A 23,288-nucleotide genomic window follows, 5' to 3' on the forward strand; every position below is an offset into this window, starting at 1 on the left:
GCTGCGGTTCCCCGGGCCCGGTGAGGTCGCGGTCGAGCTGACCGACCTCGCGGGGGCGCCCGTGCTGTCCGTCGGGTCGCTGGTCGTCCGCGCGGTCACCGGCGAGCAACTCCGCGCCGGCGAGGACCGGTCGCTGTTCCGCGTCGAACACATCGCCGTCGAACCGCCGCCCGCGCCGCCGGTGGTGTGGGCGCGCTGGGACGAGGTGACCGAGCCGGTGCCGCCGGTGGTCGTCCTGCCGGCGTCCGGGGTGCACGCGGTGCTCGACGTCCTGCAGCGCTTCCTCACCGAACCGCGGTTCTCCGGCTCGCGCCTGGTCGTCGTGACCGGGAGCGGGCTCGACGACGCGGCCGCGACCGGGCTCGTCCGCTCGGCGCAGGCCGAGAACCCCGGCCGGTTCGTGCTGCTGGACGGCGAAGTGTCCGATGTGGACCTCGCGCTGGCCACCGGGGAACCCCGCGTCCGTGTCCGCGACGGCCGCGCCGAGGTGCCGCGGCTGGTCAAGACCGAACCCGGCCGCAAGCCGAACTGGGAACCCGCGGGGACCGTGCTGGTCACCGGCGGCACCGGCGGGGTCGGGGCCAAGCTGGCCGAACGGCTCGTCACCGAACACGGCGTCGAAAGCCTCGTGCTCACCAGCCGTCGCGGTCTCACCGCGCCTGGAGCGGAGGAGCTGGCGCTGCGGCTGCGTGGCCTGGGCGCCGAGGTGCGGGTGGAAGCCTGCGACGTCGCTGACCGTTCAGCTGTGGCCGCGCTGCTCGACGGCATCCCCGGGCTGTCGGGGATCGTGCACGCGGCCGGCGTCCTCGACGACGGCGTCGTCACCGCGCTGACGCCTGAGCGGCTGGACCGCGTGCTGGGCCCGAAGGCGGACGGCGCGCGGCACCTGCACGAGCTGACCCTGGACCGGCCGCTGACGGAGTTCGTGCTGGTCTCGTCGGTGTCCGGGGTGCTCGGCGGGCCGGGCCAGGGCAACTACGCCGCGGCCAACGCCTACCTCGACGCGCTGGCCGAGCAGCGGCACGCCGACGGCCTGCCCGCGCGGTCGCTGGCCTACGGGATGTGGGCGGCCGAGGGCATGGGCGGGGTGCTGGACCAGGCGCTCGTCGACCGGATGCGGCGTGACGGCTTCGGTGCGCTGTCCCCGGACGAGGGCGCGGCGCTGTTCGACCTCGCGCCCGGCCCGGTGTCGGTGCCGGTCAAGCTCGACCTGGCCGGGCTGCGCGACCAGGCCCGGGCGGGGGTGCTGCCCGCGCTGCTCACCGGCCTGGTCCGGCTGCCGGTGCGCCGGGTCGTCTCCAGTAGTGCGGTTCCGGTGCGCACCCGGGAAGTGCTGCCGGACCTGGTCTTGACCCACACGGCCCAGGTGCTCGGCTTCGCGACGGCGTCCGAGATCGACCCGGAGCACGCGTTCACCGACCTCGGGTTCGACTCCCTGACGTCGGTGGAGCTGCGCAACCGCCTGGCGGCCGCGGCCGGCCGTCCCCTGGGCGCGACGGTGGTCTTCGACCACCCGACCCCGGCGGCCCTGGCCGCCCACCTGGCCACGCTGCTGTTCCCGGAGGTGGTCGTCCCCGACGAGGCCCGCCTCCGACGCGCCCTGGCGGCCGCTTCCCTGGACCGCCTCCGCGAGCTGGGCGTCCTGGAGGCGCTGCTCAGTCTCACTTCGGACACCCCGGAACCGGCAACCGAGGAGTCCATCGACGACCTGGACGTCGGCGACCTCATCAGCCGGGCGATGTCCACCTCCCGCGACTGACGCCCCACCTCGCAAGTCCGTGAATGGCACATTGAGGGACTCAGAGTCCCTCAATGTGCCATTCACGGCTTTCCGCGTTCGGGGGGAGTGGGTGCCGGGTTACCGGGGGGTGGTGAAGGGCGGGCGGGAGAGGGGGCCGGCGCGCCCAGGATGGGGGCATGCCCGAGCTTCGCCCGTCTCGTCCGGTCCGGAGAATCTGATGGCGACACCTGAGGAACTGGTTGCCGCGCTGCGGGAATCGGTCAAGGAGAACAGCAGGCTGGCCGCGCGCAACCGGGAACTCGCCGACGCCGCGCGCGAACCGGTCGCGATCATCGGCATGGGGTGCCGCTACCCCGGTGGGGCCGACTCGCCCGAACGGCTGTGGGATCTCGTGGCCGACGGCCGCGACGCCGTGTCGGAGTTCCCCGCCGACCGCGGCTGGAACCTCGCCGAGCTGTTCCACCCCGACCCCGACCACCCCGGCACGTCCTACGCGCGTGAAGGCGGCTTCCTCCACGACGCCGCCGAATTCGACCCCGGGTTCTTCGGGATTTCGCCGCGCGAGGCCCTCGCCATGGACCCGCAGCAGCGGCTGCTGCTGCAGATCAGCTGGGAAGCGATCGAACGGGCGGGTCTCGACGCCTCGGCGTTGAAGGGCAGCGCCACCGGCGTGTTCGCCGGGATCATGTACCACGACTACGGTTCCGGCGCGGGTGAGCTGCCCGAAGGCGTCGAAGGCTTCCTCGGCACCGGCACGGCCGGCAGTGTGCTCTCCGGCCGCGTCGCGTACTCCTTCGGTTTCGAGGGCCCGGCCGTCTCGGTCGACACGGCGTGCTCGTCGTCGCTGGTGGCGGTGCACCTGGCCGCGCAGGCGCTGCGGGCGGGGGAGTGCACGCTCGCCCTGGCCGGCGGCGCGACGGTGATGGCCGTCCCGGACACGTTCGTCGAGTTCTCGCGCCAGCGCGGCCTCGCCCCGGACGGCCGCTGCAAGTCCTTCGGCGCGGCCGCCGACGGCACCGGCTGGGGTGAGGGCGCGGGCGTCCTGCTGCTGGAGAAGCTGTCGGACGCGCAGGCCAACGGCCACCGCGTCCTGGCGGTGGTGCAGGGTTCGGCGGTCAACTCCGACGGCGCGTCCAACGGTCTCACCGCCCCCCATGGCCCGTCCCAGCAACGGGTGATCCGCGCCGCGCTGGCGAGCGCCGGACTGTCCACATCGGACATCGACGTCGTCGAAGCGCACGGAACCGGCACCCGCCTGGGCGACCCGATCGAGGCGGACACTTTGCTGGCCACCTACGGCCGCGACCGCGCGGTGCCGCTGTACCTGGGCTCGGTCAAGTCGAACCTCGGCCACACCCAGGCGGCGGCCGGGGTGGCCGGGATCATCAAGATGGTCGAGGCCCTGCGCCGGGGCGAACTGCCCCGCACCCTGCACGCCGACGAGCCGTCCCCGCACGTGGCGTGGGACTCGGGCGCGGTGGAGCTGCTGACGTCGCACCGACCGTGGCCGGAGGTGGCTCGCCCACGCGCGGCGGCGGTGTCGTCGTTCGGCATCAGCGGGACGAACGCCCATGTGGTGCTGCGCCAGGCTCCCGCGGAGGTGCCCGCCCCGGCGGGATCGCGGCGGGTCTCCGCGTCGGCCGAGTCCTTCGCCGGGGCGGGCACGCATGCCGGGCTCCCGCTGACCTCCGCTGACCTGGTTGCCGGGGCGCGGGCGTGGGGATCTCCCGTGTCGGGCTCGGCCGAGTCCTTCGCCGGGTCGAGCAAGCACGCCGGGCTCCCGCTGACCTCCGCTGACCTGGTTGCCGGGGCGCGGGCGTGGGGATCTCCCGCGGCGGGCTCGGCCGAATCCTTCGCCGGGTCGAGCAAGCACGCCGGGTCACGGCAGACCCTCGCCGAGGTCGAGCGCCCGACCGTGCGGGTTCCGTGGGTGCTCTCCGCCCGGGACGAGGCCGCCCTGCCCGAGCTGGCGGCCCGCCTGCTCCGCACCGAAGGCGACCCGGTCGACATCGCGTGGTCCCTCGCCACCAGCCGCGCCGCCCTGCCGTTCCGCGCGGCCGTCACCGGGGACCTCAAGACCGGGCTCGAAGCCCTGGCCGCCGGGGAGGCCGCACCGAGCGTCGTCACCGGGCAGGTGACCAGCGGCAAGCTCGCCTTCCTCTGCACCGGCCAAGGCGCCCAGCGGCTCGCGATGGGCACCGACCTCGCCACGGCCTTCCCTGTCTTCGGCGAGGCCTTCACCCGCGTCGCCGAGCGGCTCGACGCGCACACCGGGTTTCGCCTCATCGACGTCCTGGCCTGCGGCGACAAGGCGATGATCGACCGCACCGAGGTGGCGCAGCCCGCGCTGTTCGCCTTCGAGGTGGCCATGGCGGAGCTGGTCCGCTCCTGGGGCGTCGAGCCGGACTTCCTGCTCGGCCACTCCATCGGCGAGCTCGCCGCCGCGTACCTCGCCGGCGTCTGGTCCCTCGACGACGCCGCCCGGCTGGTCGCCGCCCGCGGCCGTCTCATGCAGGCGCTGCCCGCCGGTGGCGCAATGGTTGCGTTGCAGGCGACCGAAGACGAACTGGACCTGCCCGACGGCGTGAGCATCGCCGCGGTCAACGGGCCCACGTCCGTCGTGCTCTCCGGTGAGGAAGCCGCCGTCACCGCAGTGGTCGACGCCTTCCCGGACCGGCGCGCCAAGCGCCTCGCCGTCAGCCACGCCTTCCACTCCGCGCTGATGGACGGGATGCTCGACGACTTCCGCGCGGTCGCCGAGAGCGTCACCTACGCCGAGCCGCGCATCCCGCTCGCCGCCGGGGACGTCACCGACCCGGAGTACTGGGTGCGGCAGGTGCGCGACACCGTCCGGTTCGCCGACGGCGTCCGCAGCCTGCGCGAACGCGGCGTCCGGCGGTTCCTCGAGATCGGGCCGGACGCCTCCCTGGCCGCCCTCGGCGCCGACTGCGTCCACGACGCGACCTTCGTTGCCACCCAGCGGAAAGATCAAGACGAGGCGGCCGCCGCCGACCTGGCCCGGGCCCGGCTGTTCACCGCCGGGGTCCGGCTCGACTGGGCCGCGATCTTCGCGGGCACCGGCGCCACCCGTGTCGACTTACCGACCTACCCGTTCCGTTGCGACCGTTTCTGGCTCGCCGCCGCGGACCGCGGCACACCTCCGGCCCGGCGGTACGAGGTCGTCTGGCGCCCGATCGAACCCGCGCCGACGCCCGAAGCCGACTGGACGGTCTACGCGCCGGAACGTCACGAGTGGGCCGAAGCCGCCGCAAAAGCCCTGAACGCGCCACTCGTGACCGAGATCCCGGAGGGCGGCCCGATCCTCGCCTTCCCCGTGGGCGCCGCCGACCTCGCCGAAATCCTGCGGGCGACCCCCGCGAAGGTCTGGTGCGCCACCACCGACCCCGGCGTCGCCGCGGTCGGCCGGGTCGCGGCGATCGAGCAGCCCCGACGCTGGGGCGGCTGCGTCACCCTGGGCGAAATGGAGGACGTCGTCCGCCTGCGGGACGTTCTCGGCGGCCCGGAAGACGAAGTCGCGATCCGCGACGGCAAGGTCTTCGCACGAAGGTTCGTCCCCGCCGAGCCCACGTCCCCGAAGCCGTGGACGACATCGGGCACCGCGCTGATCACCGGCGGCACCGGTGCCCTCGGCGCGATCGTGGCCGAACGCCTCGCCCGCGCCGGGGCCGAGCACCTCGTGCTCCTGTCCCGCCGCGGCGAAGACGCGCCGGGCGCGGCAGAACTGCGCCAACGGCTGGGTGTCCGCGTCACCATCCACGCCTGCGACGCGGCGGACAAGACCGCACTGTCCACAGTGGTCTCCCAGATAGACGACCTTCGGGTAGTCGTCCACACGGCGGGCATCCTCGACGACGCCCTCCTCGACGACGCCACCCCGGAGCGTTTCAAGGCCGTCGCCCGGCCCAAGGTGACCGCCGCGCGGCACCTGCGGGAGCTCACCAGCGACCTCGACGCCTTCGTCCTGTTCTCGTCGGTTGCCGGAGTTCTCGGCAACGGCGGCCAGGCCGCCTACGCCGCCGCGAACGCGGAACTCGACGCCCTCGCCGCGCAGTGGCGCGAGGAGGGCGTCCCGGCGGTGTCGATCGCGTGGGGCCCGTGGGCCGAAGGCGGCATGGCGGAGAACGTCCACCACAAGGGCCTCCGCCCGATGGCCCCCGAGGCCGGCGCGGAAGAGTTCATCCGGGCGATCGCCGCCGACGACGTCACGGTCACGGTGGCCGACATCGACTGGCCCACGTTCTTCGAGGACTTCCGGCCGGCCCCAGCGCTCGCCGAGCTGCTGCGCCCCGAAACGCAACAAGAGACACCCGATCTGCGGGCCCAGCTGACCGGCCTGATCGAGCCCGAACAACGACGGCTGCTGCTGCAGCTCGCCCGCGAAACCGTGGCCCGGGTGCTCGGCCACCCGGACGTGAGCAAGATCGGCGCGGACCGCGCGTTCACCGAGCTGGGTTTCGACTCGCTGACCGCGGTCGAGCTGCGCAACCGCCTCGACGCCGCGACCGGCCTGGCCGTGCCCGCGACGCTCGTCTTCGACCACCCGACCCCGCAGGCTCTCGCCGCCTACCTCTGGCAGGAGCTGGCCGGGGGAGCGGACGACGACGTCGACGGCCTGCTCGACACGCTCGAAGCCGCGCTGAGCCGCCTCGACGCGGACAGCGAAGAGCACGCCCGGGCGCTCACGCGCCTGGCGGACCTGGCGCGGCCCGGCTTCAAGCCGTCTTCGGACGACGAGCTCTTCGCCTTCATCGACCAGCAACTCGGCGCCTGACATGAGTGGGGACACCGTGGGTGAGAACGACAAGCTTCGCGACTACCTGACGCGAGTCACCGGTGAGCTGCAGCGCACGCGCGGCCGCCTCGCCTCGCTGGAAGAACGCGCGGCGGAGCCGATCGCGATCGTCGGGATGGGCTGCCGGTTCCCCGGCGGCGTCCGCTCCCCGGAACAGTTCTGGGCGATGCTGACCGCCGGGGAGCACGGCATCACCGGGTTCCCCGGCGACCGCGGCTGGGACGTCGGCGCGCTCGTCGACCCGGATCCGGACCACCTCGGCACCAGTTACGTCGACCGCGGCGGGTTCGTCGACGGCGCCGGCGAGTTCGACCCCGAATTCTTCGGCATCTCGCCGCGCGAGGCCGTCTCGATGGACCCGCAGCAGCGCCTCCTGCTGGAGACGTCGTGGGAAGCGCTGGAGCGCAGCGGAATCAACCCCGCGTCCCTGGGCGGCAGCCGCTCGGGCGTGTTCGTCGGCACCAACGGCCAGGACTACGGCCGCGACCTGCCCAAGGGTGTCGAAGGGGTCGAGGGCTACCTCGGCACCGGCATCTCCGGCAGTGTCCTTTCCGGACGGATCTCCTACGTCCTCGGCCTGGAAGGCCCTTCCGTCACCGTCGACACCGCGTGCTCGGCGTCGCTGGTCACCCTGCACCTCGCCGTCCGCGCGCTACGGGCCGGCGAGTGCGACCTCGCGTTGTCCGGCGGTGCCACGGTGATGGCGAGCCCGGACGCGTTCATCGAGTTCTCCCGCCAGCGCGGCCTGGCCCGCGACGGCCTGGTGAAAGCGTTTGCGGCCGGCGCCGACGGCACCGCGTGGGGCGAGGGCGCCGGCATGCTCGTGCTGGAACGGCTTTCCGACGCCCAGCGCCACGGTCACCCGGTCCTCGCGGTCGTCCGCGGCACCGCGGTCAACCAGGACGGCGCGTCCAACGGTCTCACCGCGCCCAACGGTCCTTCGCAGCAACGCGTCATCCGCCAGGCGCTCGCCGACGCGCGACTGTCCACGAAGGACGTCGACGTCGTCGAGGCGCACGGCACCGGCACGACGCTCGGCGACCCGATCGAGGTCCAGGCCCTGCAGGCCACCTACGGCCGCGACCGCGGCGAGCGCGGCCCGCTGCTGCTCGGCTCGGTGAAGACGAACATCGGCCACACCCAGGCCGCCGCCGGTGTCGCCGGGATCGTCAAGATGGTCCTGGCGCTGCAGCACGGTGTCCTGCCCGCCAGCCTGCACATCGACGCGCCGAGCCCCCAGGTCGACTGGTCGCCCGGCACTGTCGAGCTGCTGACCGCCGCCCGCGCCTGGGACGGCGAGAACCGCCGCGCCGGTGTGTCGTCGTTCGGCATCAGCGGCACCAACTCTCACGTCCTGCTGGAGCAGGCGCCCGCTGCGAAGACGTCCACAGTGGACGCGCCCACGGTGCCGGTCGTGCCGTGGGTGCTGTCCGGCCACACCGAGGCGGCCCTGCGCGCCCAGGCCCGCGCGCTGCTGGACGTCGACGGCGACCCGGCCGGCATCGGCTGGTCCCTGGCCGCCACCCGCGCGACGTTCGGCCACCGCGCCGTCGTCACCGGGACCGACCTGGCGCAGCTGCGGGCCGGACTCACCGCGGTCGCCGACGGCGCCACCGCCGGCGCGGCGACCGGCGGGCAGCTCGCCGTCGCCTTCACCGGCCAGGGGTCCCAGCGGCTCGGCATGGGCCGTGAGCTGTACGACGCGTACCCGGCGTTCGCCGCGGCCTTCGACGAGGTCTGCGAACTGCTGCCAGGCGTCCGCGACGTCGTCTTCGGCGACGACGCCTCCGCGCTGAACGACACCGGGAACGCGCAGCCCGCGCTGTTCGCCCTGGAGGTCGCGCTCTACCGGCTCGTCGAGTCGTGGGGTGTGGTCCCGGACTTCCTGATCGGCCACTCCGTCGGCGAGCTGGCCGCGGCGCACGTCGCCGGTGTCTGGTCCCTCGAAGACGCCGCCAACCTGGTCGCCGCGCGTGGCCGCTTGATGAGCGCGTTGCCGCGGGGCGGCGCGATGTGCGCGATCGAGGCGACGGAAGACGAGGTCCGCGCGGCCCTGGTGCCGGGTGCGGACATCGCCGCGGTCAACGGCCCGCGCGCGATCGTCGTCTCCGGCACCGAGGACGCCGTCCGCCAGGTGCAGGCGGTCTTCACCGACCGGCGGACCAAGCAGCTCGCCGTGTCGCACGCGTTCCACTCCGCGCTGATGGACGGGATGCTCGACGAGTTCGGCACGGTCGCCCGGCGGATCACCTACCGGACGCCGAAGATCGCGCTCGTCTCCAACGTCACGGGCCGCATCGCCGCCACCGCCGAGGTCACCGATCCCGCGTACTGGGTCCGGCACGTCCGCGAGGCCGTCCGGTACGCCGACGGCGTCCGCGCGCTCGCCGACGCCGGGGTCAACCGCTTCCTCGAACTGGGCCCGGACGGTGTCCTCTCGGCCGCGGGCCAGGACAGCGCCGACGGCCTGTTCGTCCCCGCGCTGCGCCGCGACCGCCCCGAGGTCGAGACGCTCATCAACGCGCTGGCCGCGGTGTACGTCCACGGTGGGACCGTCGGCTGGGCCGCGATGCTCGCCGGCGCGGCGCCGGTCGGCCTGCCCACCTACCCGTTCCAGCGGGAGCACTACTGGCTGCCCGCGACCCACGCCGCGGGGGACGCGGCCGGGCTCGGCCTCGGCTCGCTCGACCACCCGCTGCTCGGCGCGGCCGTGTCGGTCGCCGACGCGGGCGGGTTCCTGTTCACCGGCAGCCTTTCCCTGCGCACGCACCCGTGGCTGGCCGAGCACGCGGTGCACGGCCAGGTCGTCGTGCCCGGTACCGCCCTGGTCGAGCTGGCCGTCCGCGCGGCCGACGAGACCGGCCTGGCCGTCCTCGAAGAGCTGACGCTGCAGACGCCGCTGGTGCTCCCCGAGAGCGGCGCGGTGCAGGTCCAGCTCTGGGCCGGGGCGCCGGAGGAGTCCGGCCACCGCCCGCTGACCGTCCACTCGCGACCGCACGGCGCGGGCGACTGGACCCTGCACGCCACCGGCGCCCTGGCCCCGGCCGCGTCCACACCGGACTGGGATCTGGCCGAGTGGCCGCCGCCCGGCGCGGAGGCCGTCTCCCTCGACGGCCGGTACGCCGAACTGGCCGCGAACGGCCTCGAGTACGGCGAGACCTTCCAGGGGCTCCGCGCGCTGTGGCGCGACGGTGAGCACACCTACGCCGAGGTCTCGCTGCCCGAGCACGCCCGCGACCAGGCCGGACGCTTCGGCCTGCACCCCGCGCTGCTCGACGCGGCCCTGCACGCCCTCGCCGACGGCGACGGCCCGGCCCGCCTGCCGTTCGCCTGGAGCGACGTCGTCCTGCACGCCTCCGGCGCGGCCGAGCTGCGCGTCCGGCTCACTTCGTCCGGCACTGACGCCGTCACGCTGCGGGTGGCCGACGGGACCGGTGCGCCGGTCGCGACCGTCGGCTCCCTGGTCGTCCGCCCGGTCACGGCCGCGCAGCTGCGCCCGGCCACCACCCGCGACGGCCTTTACGAGCTGGCCTGGCAGCCGATCGCCTCGACCGGGGAGGCCCCGCGTTGGGCCCACTGGCCGGAGGTCGCCGCCGTTGTCGTCCACCGCGCCGACGGTGACGACGTCCACGCCGTCACCGGCGAGACCTTGGACGTGCTCAAGACCTTCCTCGCCGAAGACCGCTACAACGAAGCGAAACTGCTTGTCCACACCGGACAGTCCGATGTGGACCCGGTCGCCGCCGCGGTGTGGGGCCTGGTGCGCAGCGCCCAGTCCGAGCACCCGGACCGGTTCCTCCTGGCCGACGCCGACGAGCTGACCGACGCCGTGCTGGCCACCGGCGAACCGCAGGTCGCCGTCCGCGACGGTGAGCTGCGCGTGCCACGGCTGGTGACCCCGGAGCGGCTCCTGCCGCCGGCCGGGAACTGGCGGCTCGGCCTGTCCGGCAAGGGCACCTTCGACCACCTCACGCTGGAGCCGGTCGCCGAGGAACCCCTGGGGCCGCAGGGGGTGCGCGTCACCGTCCGCGCCGCCGGGCTCAACTTCCGCGACGTCCTCAACGCCCTCGGCATGTACCCCGGCGAGGCCGGGCTGCTGGGCAGCGAGTTCGCCGGGACCGTCCTCGAAGTCGGCGACGGCGTCACCGACCTGCGCCCCGGCGACGAGGTCATGGGTCTCGTCGCCGGCGGCGCGGGGCCGGTCGCGGTCGCCGAGCGGCCGATGATCACCCGCAAGCCCGCGGACTGGACGTTCGAGCAGGCCGCGTCCACCCCGCTGGTGTTCCTCACCGCCTACTACGCCCTGGTCGACCTGGCCGGGCTGGAGCAAGGCGAGTCGATCCTCATCCACGCCGCCGCCGGTGGGGTCGGCATGGCCGCCACGCAGCTCGCGCGCCACCTGGGCGCCGAGGTCTACGGCACGGCGAGCGAAGGCAAGCAGCACGTCCTGCGTGACGCCGGGCTCGACGACGACCACATCGCGTCGTCCCGCACGCTCGACTTCGAGCAGCGGTTCAGCGGCGTCAACGTCGTCCTGAACGCCCTCGCCGGCGACTTCATCGACGCCTCGATCCGCACGATGGCCCCCGGCGGCCGGTTCCTGGAGATGGGCAAGACCGACATCCGTGAGCCGGAAGACGTCCACTACCAGGCGTTCGACCTGATCGACGCGGGCCAGGAGCGCACCGCGCAGATGTGGGACGCGCTCACCGAGCTGTTCGCGACGGGCGCGCTCACCCCGCTGCCGGTCCGCACCTGGGACGTCCGCGAAGCGCGTGAGGCCTTCCGGTTCCTCAGCCAGGCCAAGCACATCGGCAAGGTCGCCCTCACGATGCCGCGGTCCCTCGACCCGGAGAAGCCGGTGCTCGTCACCGGCGGCACGGGCGGCCTCGGCGCGCTGATCGCCCGCCACCTCGTGGCCGAGCACGGCGTCCGCAAGCTGATCCTCACCAGCCGTCGCGGCCTGGACGCCCCGGGTGCGCGGGAGCTGGCCGCCGAGCTGAACGCCGAGGTTGTCGCCTGTGACGTCGCCGACCGTGACGCCGTCGCCGCACTCCTCGACGGCGTCGAGCTGACCGGCGTCGTCCACGCGGCCGGTGTCCTCGACGACGGCACCATCGACACCCTGACCCAGGATCGCCTCGACCACGTCTTCGGGCCCAAGGCCGACGCGGCCCGCCACCTGCACGAACTCGCCGGGGACGTCGACCTGTTCGTCACGTTCTCCTCGGCCGCCGGGGTCCTCGGCGCGCCCGGACAGGGCAACTACGCCGCCGCCAACGGGTATCTCGACGGCCTCGCCGCCCACCGCCGCTCGCTCGGCCTGGCCGGGCAGTCGCTCGCCTGGGGCCCGTGGGCCGCGGGCATGGCCGAGACCCTCGGCGAGGCCCACCTCGCGCGGTTACGCGCCGGCGGCACGCCCGCCCTCGCCGTCGAGGACGGCCTCGCGCTCTTCGACGTGGCCCTCGCCGGCGGGGCGCCCCTCGCGATCCCGGTGCAGCTGGATCTGCCGGTGCTCGCCGCGTCCGGCCTGTTGCCGCCGCTGCTCGGCGCGCTGGTCAAGCCGAGCCGCCGCACCGCGAAGTCCGGGCAGGACTCTTCGCTGGCGCGGCGCCTGGCCGGGTTGACCGAGGCCGACCAGGACCGTGAACTCCTCGACCTCGTCCGCACCCAGGTCGCGCTGGTGCTCGGGCACGTCACGGCCGCGACCGTCGAGCCCGGCCGCGGCTTCATGGACCTCGGCTTCGACTCGCTCACCGCGGTCGAGCTGCGCAACCGCCTCGGGGCCGCGACCGGCCTGCGGCTGCCGTCCACGGTCATCTTCGACCACCCGACGCCGGTGGCGCTCGCCGGTTACCTGCGCTCGGAACTCCTCGGCGACATCACCGCCGGTCCGCGTGCCCAGGCCCGTGTCACCGACGACGCCGAGCCGATCGCCATCGTCGCGACCAGCTGCCGCTTCCCGGGCGGCGTGAACACGCCGGAAGACCTGTGGCGGCTGGTCGCTGAAGGCCGAGAGGGCCTCACGGAGTTCCCGGCCGACCGCGGCTGGGACCTGGCCGCGCTGTTCGATGCGACGCCGGGCAAGCAGGGTGTCTCGCACACGCGCACCGGCGGTTTCCTGCCCAGCGCCGGGGATTTCGACCCGGAGTTCTTCGGGATCTCACCCCGCGAAGCGCTCGCCATGGACCCGCAGCAGCGGCTCCTGCTGGAGATCGCGTGGGAGGCGTTCGAACGCGCCGGCATTCCGCCGGGCACGCTGCGCGGCAGCGACACCGGCGTCTTCACCGGCGCGATCTACCACGAGTACGCGTCCCGGCTGACGAAGATCCCCGAGGAGGTCGAGGGTTTCCTCGGCACCGGGACGTCCGGCGCGATGATGTCCGGCCGCGTCTCCTACACCTTCGGCTTCGAGGGCCCGGCCGCGTCGGTGGACACGGCGTGCTCGTCGTCGCTCGTCGCGATGCACCTGGCGAGCCAGGCCCTGCGGTCGGGGGAGTGCACCCTCGCGCTGGCCGGCGGGGTCACCGTGATGGCCAACCCCGACCCGTTCGTCGACTTCAGCAAGCAGAACGCGATGGCCGTCGACGGTCGCTGCAAGGCGTTCGCCGACGGCGCCGACGGTGTCAGCTGGGGTGAGGGCGCCGGGTTCGTCCTGCTCGAGAAGCTGTCCGACGCCCGCCGCAACGGCCACCCGGTTCTGGCGCTGCTCAAGGGATCCGCGGTCAACCAGGACGGCGCGTCCAGCGGTCTCACCGCCCCGAACGGGCCGTCGCAGCAGCGGGTCATCCGGCAGGCGCTCGCCAACGCCGGACTGTCCACATCGGACGTCGACGTCGTCGAGGCGCACGGTACCGGCACCCGGCTCGGCGACCCGATCGAGGCGCAGGCCCTGCTGGCCACCTACGGCCAGGACCGCGACGAGCCGCTGCTGCTCGGCTCGGTCAAGTCGAACTTCGGGCACACGCAGGCCGCGGCCGGCGTCGCCGGCGTGATCAAGATGGTCGAGGCCATGCGCCACGGCGTCGTCCCCGCGACCCTGCACGTCGACGCGCCGTCGGCCCAGGTCGACTGGGAAGCCGGGGCGATCCGCGTCGCCGGCGAGTCCACGGGCTGGCCGGAGACCGGCCGCCCGCGCCGCGCCGGCGTCTCGTCGTTCGGCTTCAGCGGGACCAACGCCCACGTCGTGCTGGAGCACGTTCCCTCTGAAGAGACCGAGCCCGGCACCGGTCCCGCGGTGCTGCCATGGGTGCTGTCCGGCCGGTCCGAGGAGGCACTGCGGGCGCAGGCCGCGCAACTGGCCGACCTGACGGCCGACCCCCTCGACGTCGCCTGGTCCCTCGCCACCGCCCGCACCGCGCACGAACGGCGCGCGGTCGTCGTCGGGGCCGACCCGGCGGTGCTGCGGGCCGGGCTGGCCGCGTTCGCCGACACCGGCCGGGCGGCCAACGTCGTCACCGGCCGCGCCGTCACCGGCCGGTTCGCGATGCTGTTCACCGGCCAGGGCTCCCAGCGCCTGGACATGGGCCGCGGGCTGTACGAGGCGTTCCCGGCCTTTGCGACGGCGTACGACGAGGTCAGCGCGCTGCTGCCCGCGGTACGGGACGTCACCGACGCGGACGTCCTCAACCGCACCGGCACCGCCCAGCCCGCGATCTTCGCCCTGGAAGTGGCGTTGTTCCGGCTCTACGAGTCGTGGGGCGTGAAGCCGGACTTCCTCGCCGGGCACTCGATCGGCGAGATCGCCGCCGCCCACGTCGCCGGGGTGTTCTCCCTGGCGGACGCGGCCAAGCTCGTCGAGGCCCGGGGCCGGCTGATGGAGGCCCTGCCCGCGGGCGGTGCGATGGTCGCGATCCAGGCGTCCGAGGACGAGGTGCGCGGGTACTTGTCCGGTGAGGTGTCGCTGGCCGCGGTCAACGGCCCGAACGCCGTCGTCCTGTCCGGTGTGGACAGTGCACTGCGGACGGTCGCCGCGCGGTTCGCCCAGGACGGCCGCCGCACCAAGCACCTCGTGGTGTCCCACGCTTTCCACTCCGCGCTGATGGAGCCGATGCTCGCCGAGTTCGGCGAAGTCGCGCGCAGCCTGACGTATAACGACCTACACATCCCGGTCGTGTCGACCGTCGCGGCCGACGCCGACCTCACCGACCCGGAGTACTGGGTCACCCACGTCCGCGAGCCGGTCCGGTTCGCCGACGCCGTGGAGCGGCTGGCCGCCGAGGGCGTGACGGCGTTCCTCGAGCTCGGTCCCGACGCGGTGCTGTCGGCGATGGGTGCCGACTCCGCGGCCGACGCCGTGTTCGTCCCGGCGTTGCGCAAGGACCAGGACGAGGCCCGCGCCGCGGTGTCGGCGCTGGGCGCGGTGCACGCGGCCGGTGGGCCGGTCGACTGGGACCGCTACTTCGACGGCAGCGGCGCCCGTCCCGCGGTCCTGCCGACGTATCCGTTCCAGCGCCGCCGCTTCTGGCTGCTGGCCCCGCCGGGCGCCGGGGACGCCACCGCGCTGGGCCTCGGCGCGCTGGATCACCCGCTGCTCGGCGCGGCCGTGGCGCTGCCCGAGCGCGGCGGGCTGGTGCTCACCGGACGGCTGTCGCTGGACGAGCAGCCGTGGCTGGCCGGGCACCGGGTGCGTGACGCCGTGCTGCTGCCCGGGACCGCGTTCGCCGAGCTGGCGGTGCGGGCCGGGGACGAGGTCGGCTGCGGCACCGTCGAAGAGCTGACGCTGCAGGCACCGCTGGTGCTCACCAAGACCCCGGTCCAGCTGCGAGTGTCCCTTTCGGACGATGCTGCTCGCCGGACGCTCACCATCCACTCCCGGGAGCAGGACGCCGACTGGACCCTGCACGCCACCGGCTCCCTCACCGCGGAGGCGGCACTTTCCCGTGAAAGTGCCGCCTCCGAGTGGCCACCTGCGGGGGCCGAACCCGCCGCCTTGGAAGGCTTCTACGACACCCTCGCCGAAGCCGGATTGGCTTACGGCGACCCCTTCCGTGGTCTGACCAAAGCTTGGCGCCGCGGTGACGACGTCTTCGCCGAGGTCGCCCTGCCCGAGGGCACCGACGTTCGCGGGTTCGGGCTGCACCCCGCCCTGCTGGACGCGGTCCTGCACGCCGTCGGCCTGACGGGCGGCCCGGCGCGGCTGCCGTTCTCGTGGGCCGGACTGCGCCTGCACGCCACCGGCGCGAGCACCCTGTGCGCCCGGCTCACCCCGGCCGGGACCGACGCCGTCGCCCTGCACGTCACCGACGGCACCGGCGCACCCGTGCTCTCGGTGGACTCGCTGAGCCTGCGCCCGGTCGGCGACGGCCCGCTGCCGAGCGCGTCCTCCGACGCCGTGTTCGGCATCGACTGGATCCCGGTCGCCACGCCGTCGCAGGGCGAAGACGTCACTGTCTACGAAGTCCTCGACGACACCCCGATCGACGCGGTGCTCGGCGTGCTGCAGGCCGCCGAAGACCGCCTGGTCGTCCAGCTCGCCGGCGACACCCCGGCCCACGCCGCCGTCGCCGGGCTGGTGCGCAGCGCCCAGGCCGAGTACCCGGACCGGTTCGTCCTGGTGCACGGCACCGGTGACGTCGCCGCCGCGGCCGCCACCGGCGAACCCGAGGTGAAGCTGACCGAGGACGGCCTGCGCGTCCCGCGGCTGGTCCGCGCCCGTGCCACCGCGGACCCGGACTGGACCCTCGACGGGACCGTCCTGGTCACCGGCGGCACCGGCGGGCTCGGCGCCCACGTGGCCCGGCGGCTCGTCGAGCGCCACGGCGTCCGGCACCTCCTGCTGGCCGGCCGCCGGGGCGTCGACGCCCCGGGTGCCGAGGCCCTGCGCGAGGAGCTGACCGCGCTGGGCGCCGAGGTGACGATCGTCGCGTGCGACGTCGCCGACCGCACCCAGCTGGAAGCCCTGCTCGCCGGGCAGAACCTGACCGGCGTGGTCCACGCGGCGGGGGTGCTCGACGACGGCGTCCTCACGTCCCTGACCCCCGAGCGGCTCGCCGCCGTCGCGGGTCCGAAGGCCGACGCCGCCCGGCACCTGCACGAACTCACCAGTGACCTCAGGCTGTTCGTCACGTTCTCCTCGATCGCCGGCGCCCTCGGCGCGCCCGGCCAGGCGAACTACGCCGCGGCCAACGGGTACCTCGACGGCCTCGCCGCGCACCGGCGTGCGCAGGGGCTGCCCGGGACGTCGATCGCCTACGGCCTCTGGGAAACCGGCATGGGCGAAGGCCGCGACGGTGCGGCCCTGGCCATCGCAACCGGCCTGGACCTGTTCGACCTCCTGGCCTTCGGCGACGACCCGCGCCCGGTTGCGGCCAAGCTCGACCTGGCCGCGCTGCGCGCCGAGACCGAGGTGCCGCACGTGCTGCGGAGCCTGGTCCGGCCCCGGCGTCGCCGGGCGGCGGCGGAGGCGGAAGCGGCCGGGCTGCGGCAGCGGCTGGCCGGACTGCCCGCCGCCGAGCGCGTGCGGCTGCTCACCGAGCTGGTCCGCACCGAGGCCGCGCACGTTCTCAGTCACACCAGCCCCGACGCCGTCGAGGCCGACCGCGCCTTCGGCGATCTCGGGTTCGACTCGCTGACCGCGGTCGAGTTCCGCAACCGCCTCGCCGCGGCCACCGGGCTGCGCCTGCCCGCGACCCTCACCTTCGACCAGCCGACACCCCTCGCGCTGGCCGAGTTCCTGCTCGCCGAGCTGCTCGACGAGCCGGACACGGCCAACCCGGTCTTCACGCCCACCCGGGCCGACGGCGACCCGATCGTCATCGTCGGCATGGCCTGCCGCTACCCGGGCGGCGTCACGTCACCGGAGGAGCTGTGGGACCTCGTCGCCGCGGGCCGCGACGGCGTGACCCGGTTCCCCGAGGACCGCGGCTGGGACGTCGACGGCATCTACGACCCCGATCCCGACCGCGCGGGCAAGACCTACACCCGCGAGGGCGGTTTCCTGCACGACGCGGGGGACTTCGACCCGGAGTTCTTCGGCATCTCGCCCCGCGAGGCCCTGGCGATGGACCCGCAGCAACGCCTGCTGCTCGAGGTCGCGTGGGAGTCCCTGGAGCGCGCCGGCACCGACCCGGCGTCGCTCAAGGGCAGCCCGACCGGCGTGTTCGCCGGCGTGATGTACCACGACTACGGCACCCGCCTCGGCAGCGACGTCCCCGACGACGTCGAAGGTTTCCTCGGCACCGGCACCTCCGGCAGCGTGCTGTCCGGCCGCGTCGCCTACACCCTCGGTCTCGAAGGCCCGGCCGTCTCGGTCGACACCGCGTGCTCGTCTTCGCTGGTCGCGCTGCACTGGGCGATGCAGGCCCTGCGCTCGGGGGAGTGCTCCCTCGCGCTGGCCGGCGGGGTCACCGTGATGGCGACGCCCGAGACGTTCATCGGCTTCTCCCGCCAGCGCGGCCTCGCCGCCGACGGCCGGTGCAAGTCCTTCTCCGCGGACGCCGACGGCACCGGCTGGGCCGAGGGCGCCGGAATGCTCGTGCTGGAACGGCTTTCCGACGCGCGCCGCAACGGGCACCGCGTCCTGGCCGTCGTCCGCGGTTCCGCCGTCAACTCCGATGGCGCGTCCAACGGCCTGACCGCGCCGAACGGCCCGTCGCAGCAACGCGTAATCCGGCAGGCGCTCGCCGCGGCCGGCGTCGAATCGTCCACTGTGGACGTCGTCGAGGCGCACGGCACCGGCACCACCCTCGGTGACCCGATCGAGGCGCAGGCGCTGCTGGCCACCTACGGCCGCGAACGTGACGGCGAGCCGCTGTACCTCGGCTCGGTGAAGTCCAACCTCGGCCACACGCAGGCCGCCGCGGGAGTCGCCGGGATCATCAAGATGGTCCAGGCGATGCGGCACGGCGTTCTGCCGCCGTCGCTGCACCTGGGTGCGGCGAGCCCGCACGTCGACTGGGAAGCCGGGGATGTCGAGCTGCTGGCCGAGGGCCGCGGCTGGCCGGAGACCGGACGCCCGCGGCGGTCCGCCGTGTCGTCGTTCGGGATCAGCGGCACCAACGCGCACGTCATCCTGGAGCAGGCCCCGGCGGAGACGCCGGTGTCGCGCGAGGTCGTGACCCCGGCGCTCGTGCCGTGGGTGCTGTCCGGCCGTGGTGAGGAAACCCTTCGCGAGCAGGCCGGGCGTCTGCTCGATCGCGACGGCGAGCCGGTCGACGTCGGCCTCGCGCTCGCCACCACCCGCACCGCGCACGACCGCCGGGCCGTTGTGCTCGGCGCCACGGACGCCGACCTTCGCGCGGGCCTGGCGTCACTGGCCGACGGCACGTCCGTCGGATCCGTAGTCACCGGGCGTGTGCTGCCCGGACGGACGGCGTTCCTGTTCACCGGCCAGGGTTCACAACGACTCGGCATGGGGGAGGGGCTGTACGCCGCGTTCCCGGTGTTCGCGGCCGCCTACGACGAGGTCCGCGCGCACCTGCCCGGGCTGCTGGAGGTCGCCGACGCCGCCGCGCTCAACCGCACCGGCGCCGCGCAGCCCGCGATCTTCGCCCTGGAGGTCGCCCTCTACCGGCTCGCCGAGTCCTGGGGTGTCGTGCCCGACTTCGTCGCCGGGCACTCGATCGGCGAGATCGCGGCCGCGCACGTGGCCGGGGTGCTGTCCCTGGCCGACGCGGCCAAGCTCGTCGAGGCCCGCGGCCGGCTGATGGAGGCGTTGCCCGAGGGCGGCGCGATGGTCGCGGTCCAGGCGAGCGAGGACGAGATCCGCGAGCACCTGACGCCCAAGGTCTCCCTGGCCGCGGTCAACGGCCCGGACTCGGTCGTGCTGTCGGGCGCCCTGTCACCGACCTTGAAGCTGGCCAGGAAGTTCGAGAAGCGGGGCCGCCGCACCAAGCGCCTGGACGTCTCGCACGCGTTCCACTCGGCCCTGATGGAGCCGATGCTCGACGAGTTCGCCGCCGTGGTGCGGGAACTCGACTTCGCATCGCCGTCGATTCCCTTCGTGTCCACTGTGGATGGTGAACGGACGGCCCGGGTGGCCGAACCGGAGTACTGGGTCGAGCACGTCCGCTCGACCGTCCGGTTCGCTGACGGACTGGCGTGGCTGCGCGAAGCTGGTGTCACGAAGTTCCTCGAGGCCGGCCCGGCCGCGGTGCTGACCGCGCTCGCCGGCGACGGCCCGGACACCTTCGCCGCCGCGTTCCTGCGCGCCGATCGCGACGAGGCCGAGAACGCGCTCACCACGCTGGCCGCCGCGTTCACCCGCGGTGTCCCGGTCGACTGGGCCGCGGTGTTCCGCCCGACCGGCGCCCGCGTCGTCGACGTCCCGACGTCGGTGTTCGACCGCCGCCGCTTCTGGCTCGCCGCCGGTTCCGGCGCGGGCGACGTCGGTGCGGCCGGGCTCCAGCCCGCCGGCCACCCGCTGCTGGGTGCCGCGGTGCCGTTCGCCGACGGCGACGGCTGGGTCCTCACCGGCCGTCTCTCGGCGGCCACGCACCCGTGGCTGGCCGGGCACGCCGCGTTCGGCGAGATCCTCGTCCCGGGCACGGGCCTTCTCGAACTCGCGGTCCGCGCCGGTGACGAAGCCGGCTGCGCGACCGTCGAGGAACTGACCCTGGCCGCGCCACTGGTCCTGCCGCCGCACGGCGCCCTGGACGTCCAGGTCCTGGTTGGCGCGGCCGGGACGGGCGGACGTCGTCCGGTCTCGGTGCACTCGCGCGCCCCGCAGGGGGAGTGGACCGAGCACGCGACCGGCACCCTGACCCCGGCACTTTCCCGTGAAAGTGACGGCCTGGGCGAGTGGCCGCCCGCCGCCGAGCCGGTCTCGCTGGACGGGCTCTACGCCGATCTCGCCGCGGCGGGGCTCGACTACGGGCCGCCGTTCCGGGGGCTCACCACGGCCTGGCGCGACGGCGACACCCTGTACGCCGAGGTGGCGCTGCCCGAGGGCACCGACGTCGACGGCTTCGGCCTGCACCCGGCGCTCCTGGACGCGGCCCTGCACACCCTCGGTCTGACCCCGGGTGAGGGCACCCGCCTGCCGTTCCTCTTCGGCGACGTCACCCTGCACGCCACCGGCGCCACCGCGCTCCGGGTGCGCGTGACACCGACCGGGCCCGGCAGCGTGTCCGTGCTGGCCACCGACACGACCGGCGCGCCGGTCGCGACGCTCGGCACGGTCACCGTCCGGACCGCGGAGGCCCCGCGGCCGCGCGGCACGGACTCCCTCTACGAGCTGACCTGGACCGAAATACCCACCGACGGCGAGTCCACCGAGGACGTCTCCGTGTTCAGCGCCCCGGACGGCGAGCCGCGCGAGGCCCTGGCGGCCACCCTCCACGCCGTCCAGGAGTTCCTCCGCGACGACCAGGTCGCGCGGATGGTCATCCAGACCGGGGACACCCCGGCCGGCGCGGCGGTCCGCGGTCTCGCCCGCACCGCTGCCTCCGAGCACCCGGGCCGGTTCACCGTCGTGGACGGCGGGAGCGTCACCGCCGAACCCGAGGTCCGGGTCCGCGACGGCGTCACCGAGGTTCCCCGGCTCACCCGGGCGGCCACCGGCGAGCCCGCCGTCTGGGGCGAGGGCACCGTCCTCATCACCGGCGGCACCGGTGGTGTGGGTGCCGCGATCGCCCGGCACCTCGCGCCGAACGTCACGAAGCTGGTCCTGACCAGCCGTCGCGGGCTCGACGCGCCGGGCGCGGCCGCGCTGGCGGACGAACTCGGCGCCGACGTCGTGGCCTGCGACGTCACCGACCGCGACGCCCTGGCCGGGCTGCTCGAAGGGATCGGCGACCTCACGGGGATCGTGCACGCCGCCGGCGTGCTCGACGACGGCGTCCTGACCGAGCTGACCCCGGAGCGCTTCGACACCGTGCTGCGGCCCAAGGCCGAGGCGGCGTACGCGCTCCACGAGCTGACCCTGGACCGGCCGCTGACCCAGTTCGTCCTGATCTCCTCGGTCTCCGGCATCCTCGGCGGCCCGGGCCAGGCCAGCTACGCGGCGGCGAACGCCCTGCTCGACGACCTCGCGCGGCGACGCCACGACGCCGACCTCCCCGGCAAGTCCCTGGCGTACGGCCTGTGGGCCAACGGCATGGGCGGCCAGTCCGATGTGGACCGGCTCGCCCGCGCCGGGTTCGGCGCGCTCACCGACGAAGAGGGCCTGGCCCTGTTCGACGCGGCCCTCGCGTCCGGGACGCCGGTCCCGGTGCCGGTCAAGCTCGACCTGGCCACCTTGCGCACCTTGGCCCGCACGACCGAGCCCGCCCCGGCCCTGCGCGGGCTGGTGCGCGTCCCGAAGCGGCGCGGTGCGGCCAACGCCGCGGCCGCTGCCGGGCTGACCGCGACCCTGTCCCGGCTGTCCCCGGCCGACCAGCTCTCCCACTTGGTCGACCTCGTCCGGGGCCAGGTCGCCGACGTCCTCGGCCACGGCACGGCGACGTCCGTCGAGGCGAACCGCGCCTTCACCGAACTCGGCTTCGATTCGCTCACCGCCGTCGAGCTGCGCAACCGCCTCGGCGAGGCCACCGGCCTGCGGCTGCCCGCGACGCTGGTGTTCGACCACCCGACCCCGGCCGCGCTGGCCACCCACGTCCAGGCCGAGCTGGTCGGGGCGGCGTCCACTGTGGACGACCAGCCGATCCGCGCGGCCGAGCCGGACGAGCCCCTGGCCATCGTCGCGATGAGCTGCCGGTTCCCCGGCGGGGTCAGCTCGCCGGAGGACCTGTGGCGCCTGGTCGCCGACGGGACCGACGCGATCACGCCGTTCCCCGCCGACCGCGGCTGGGACCTGGAGCGGCTCTACCACCCGGACCCCGACCACGCCGGCACCAGCTACTCCCGCGAAGGAGGGTTCCTGCACGACGCCGCCGACTTCGACGCCGAGTTCTTCGGCATCTCGCCGCGGGAGGCGGTCACCGTCGACCCGCAGCAGCGGCTGCTGCTGGAGACCGCGCACGAGGCGTTCGAGCGCGCCGGCATCGACCCGGCCAGGCTGCGCGGCAGCGCGACCGGCGTCTTCGCCGGCGTGATGTACGACGACTACGCCTCCCGCCTGGCCGCCACCCCGGACGGCCTGGAGGGCCTGCTCGGCACCGGCAGCGCGAGCAGCGTGCTGTCCGGCCGCGTCGCCTACACCTTCGGGCTGGAAGGCCCGGCGGTGTCGGTGGACACGGCGTGCTCGTCCTCCCTGGTCGCGCTGCACTGGGCGGCCCAGGCGCTCAGGTCGGGGGAATGCGCACTGGCCCTGGTCGGCGGCGCGACCGTGATGGCGAGCCCCAACCCGTTCATCGAGTTCTCCCGCCAGCGCGGCTTGGCCGCCGACGGCCGCTGCAAGCCGTTCGCCGCCGCGGCCGACGGCACCGCCTGGGCCGAGGGTGCCGGGTTCCTCCTCCTGGAACGGCTTTCCGACGCCCGCCGCAACGGCCGTCGCATCCTGGCCGTGGTCCGCGGCAGTGCGGTCAACCAGGACGGCGCGTCCAACGGCATGACCGCACCGAACGGCCCGTCGCAGCAGCGGGTGATCCGCCGCGCCCTGGCCGCCGCCGGCGTCGAGTCGTCCACTGTGGACGCCGTCGAGGCGCACGGCACCGGCACCGCGCTGGGCGACCCGATCGAAGCGCAAGCCCTGCTGGCCACCTACGGCCAGGAGCGCGACGAACCGCTGTGGCTCGGCTCGGTCAAGTCCAACATCGGGCACACCCAGGCCGCGGCCGGGCTCGCCGGGATCATCAAGATGGTCGAGGCGATGCGCCACGGCGTCCTGCCCGCGACCCTGCACGTCGACGCGCC

The 23,288-nt window shown here is 74.4% G+C and carries 3 protein-coding genes; all 3 read left to right on the top strand.

The annotated features are described in order from the left end of the window. Positions 1-1,759: beta-ketoacyl reductase (locus ACGFMK_RS44390; RefSeq protein ID WP_392776510.1), on the top strand; the 1,759-nt coding region annotated here is incomplete at its 5' end. Between the two features lie 196 nt (positions 1,760-1,955). Beyond that, positions 1,956-6,533 (top strand): type I polyketide synthase, encoded by a 4,578-nt coding sequence (locus ACGFMK_RS44395; protein WP_392776516.1) that lies wholly within the window; start codon positions 1,956-1,958, stop codon positions 6,531-6,533. A gap of 16 nt (positions 6,534-6,549) precedes the next feature. After that, positions 6,550-23,288: SDR family NAD(P)-dependent oxidoreductase (locus tag ACGFMK_RS44400; protein ID WP_392776513.1), on the top strand; the 16,739-nt coding region annotated here is incomplete at its 3' end.

This window comes from Amycolatopsis sp. NPDC049252, assembly GCF_043197175.1.
In the GTDB taxonomy this organism is placed as follows: domain Bacteria; phylum Actinomycetota; class Actinomycetes; order Mycobacteriales; family Pseudonocardiaceae; genus Amycolatopsis.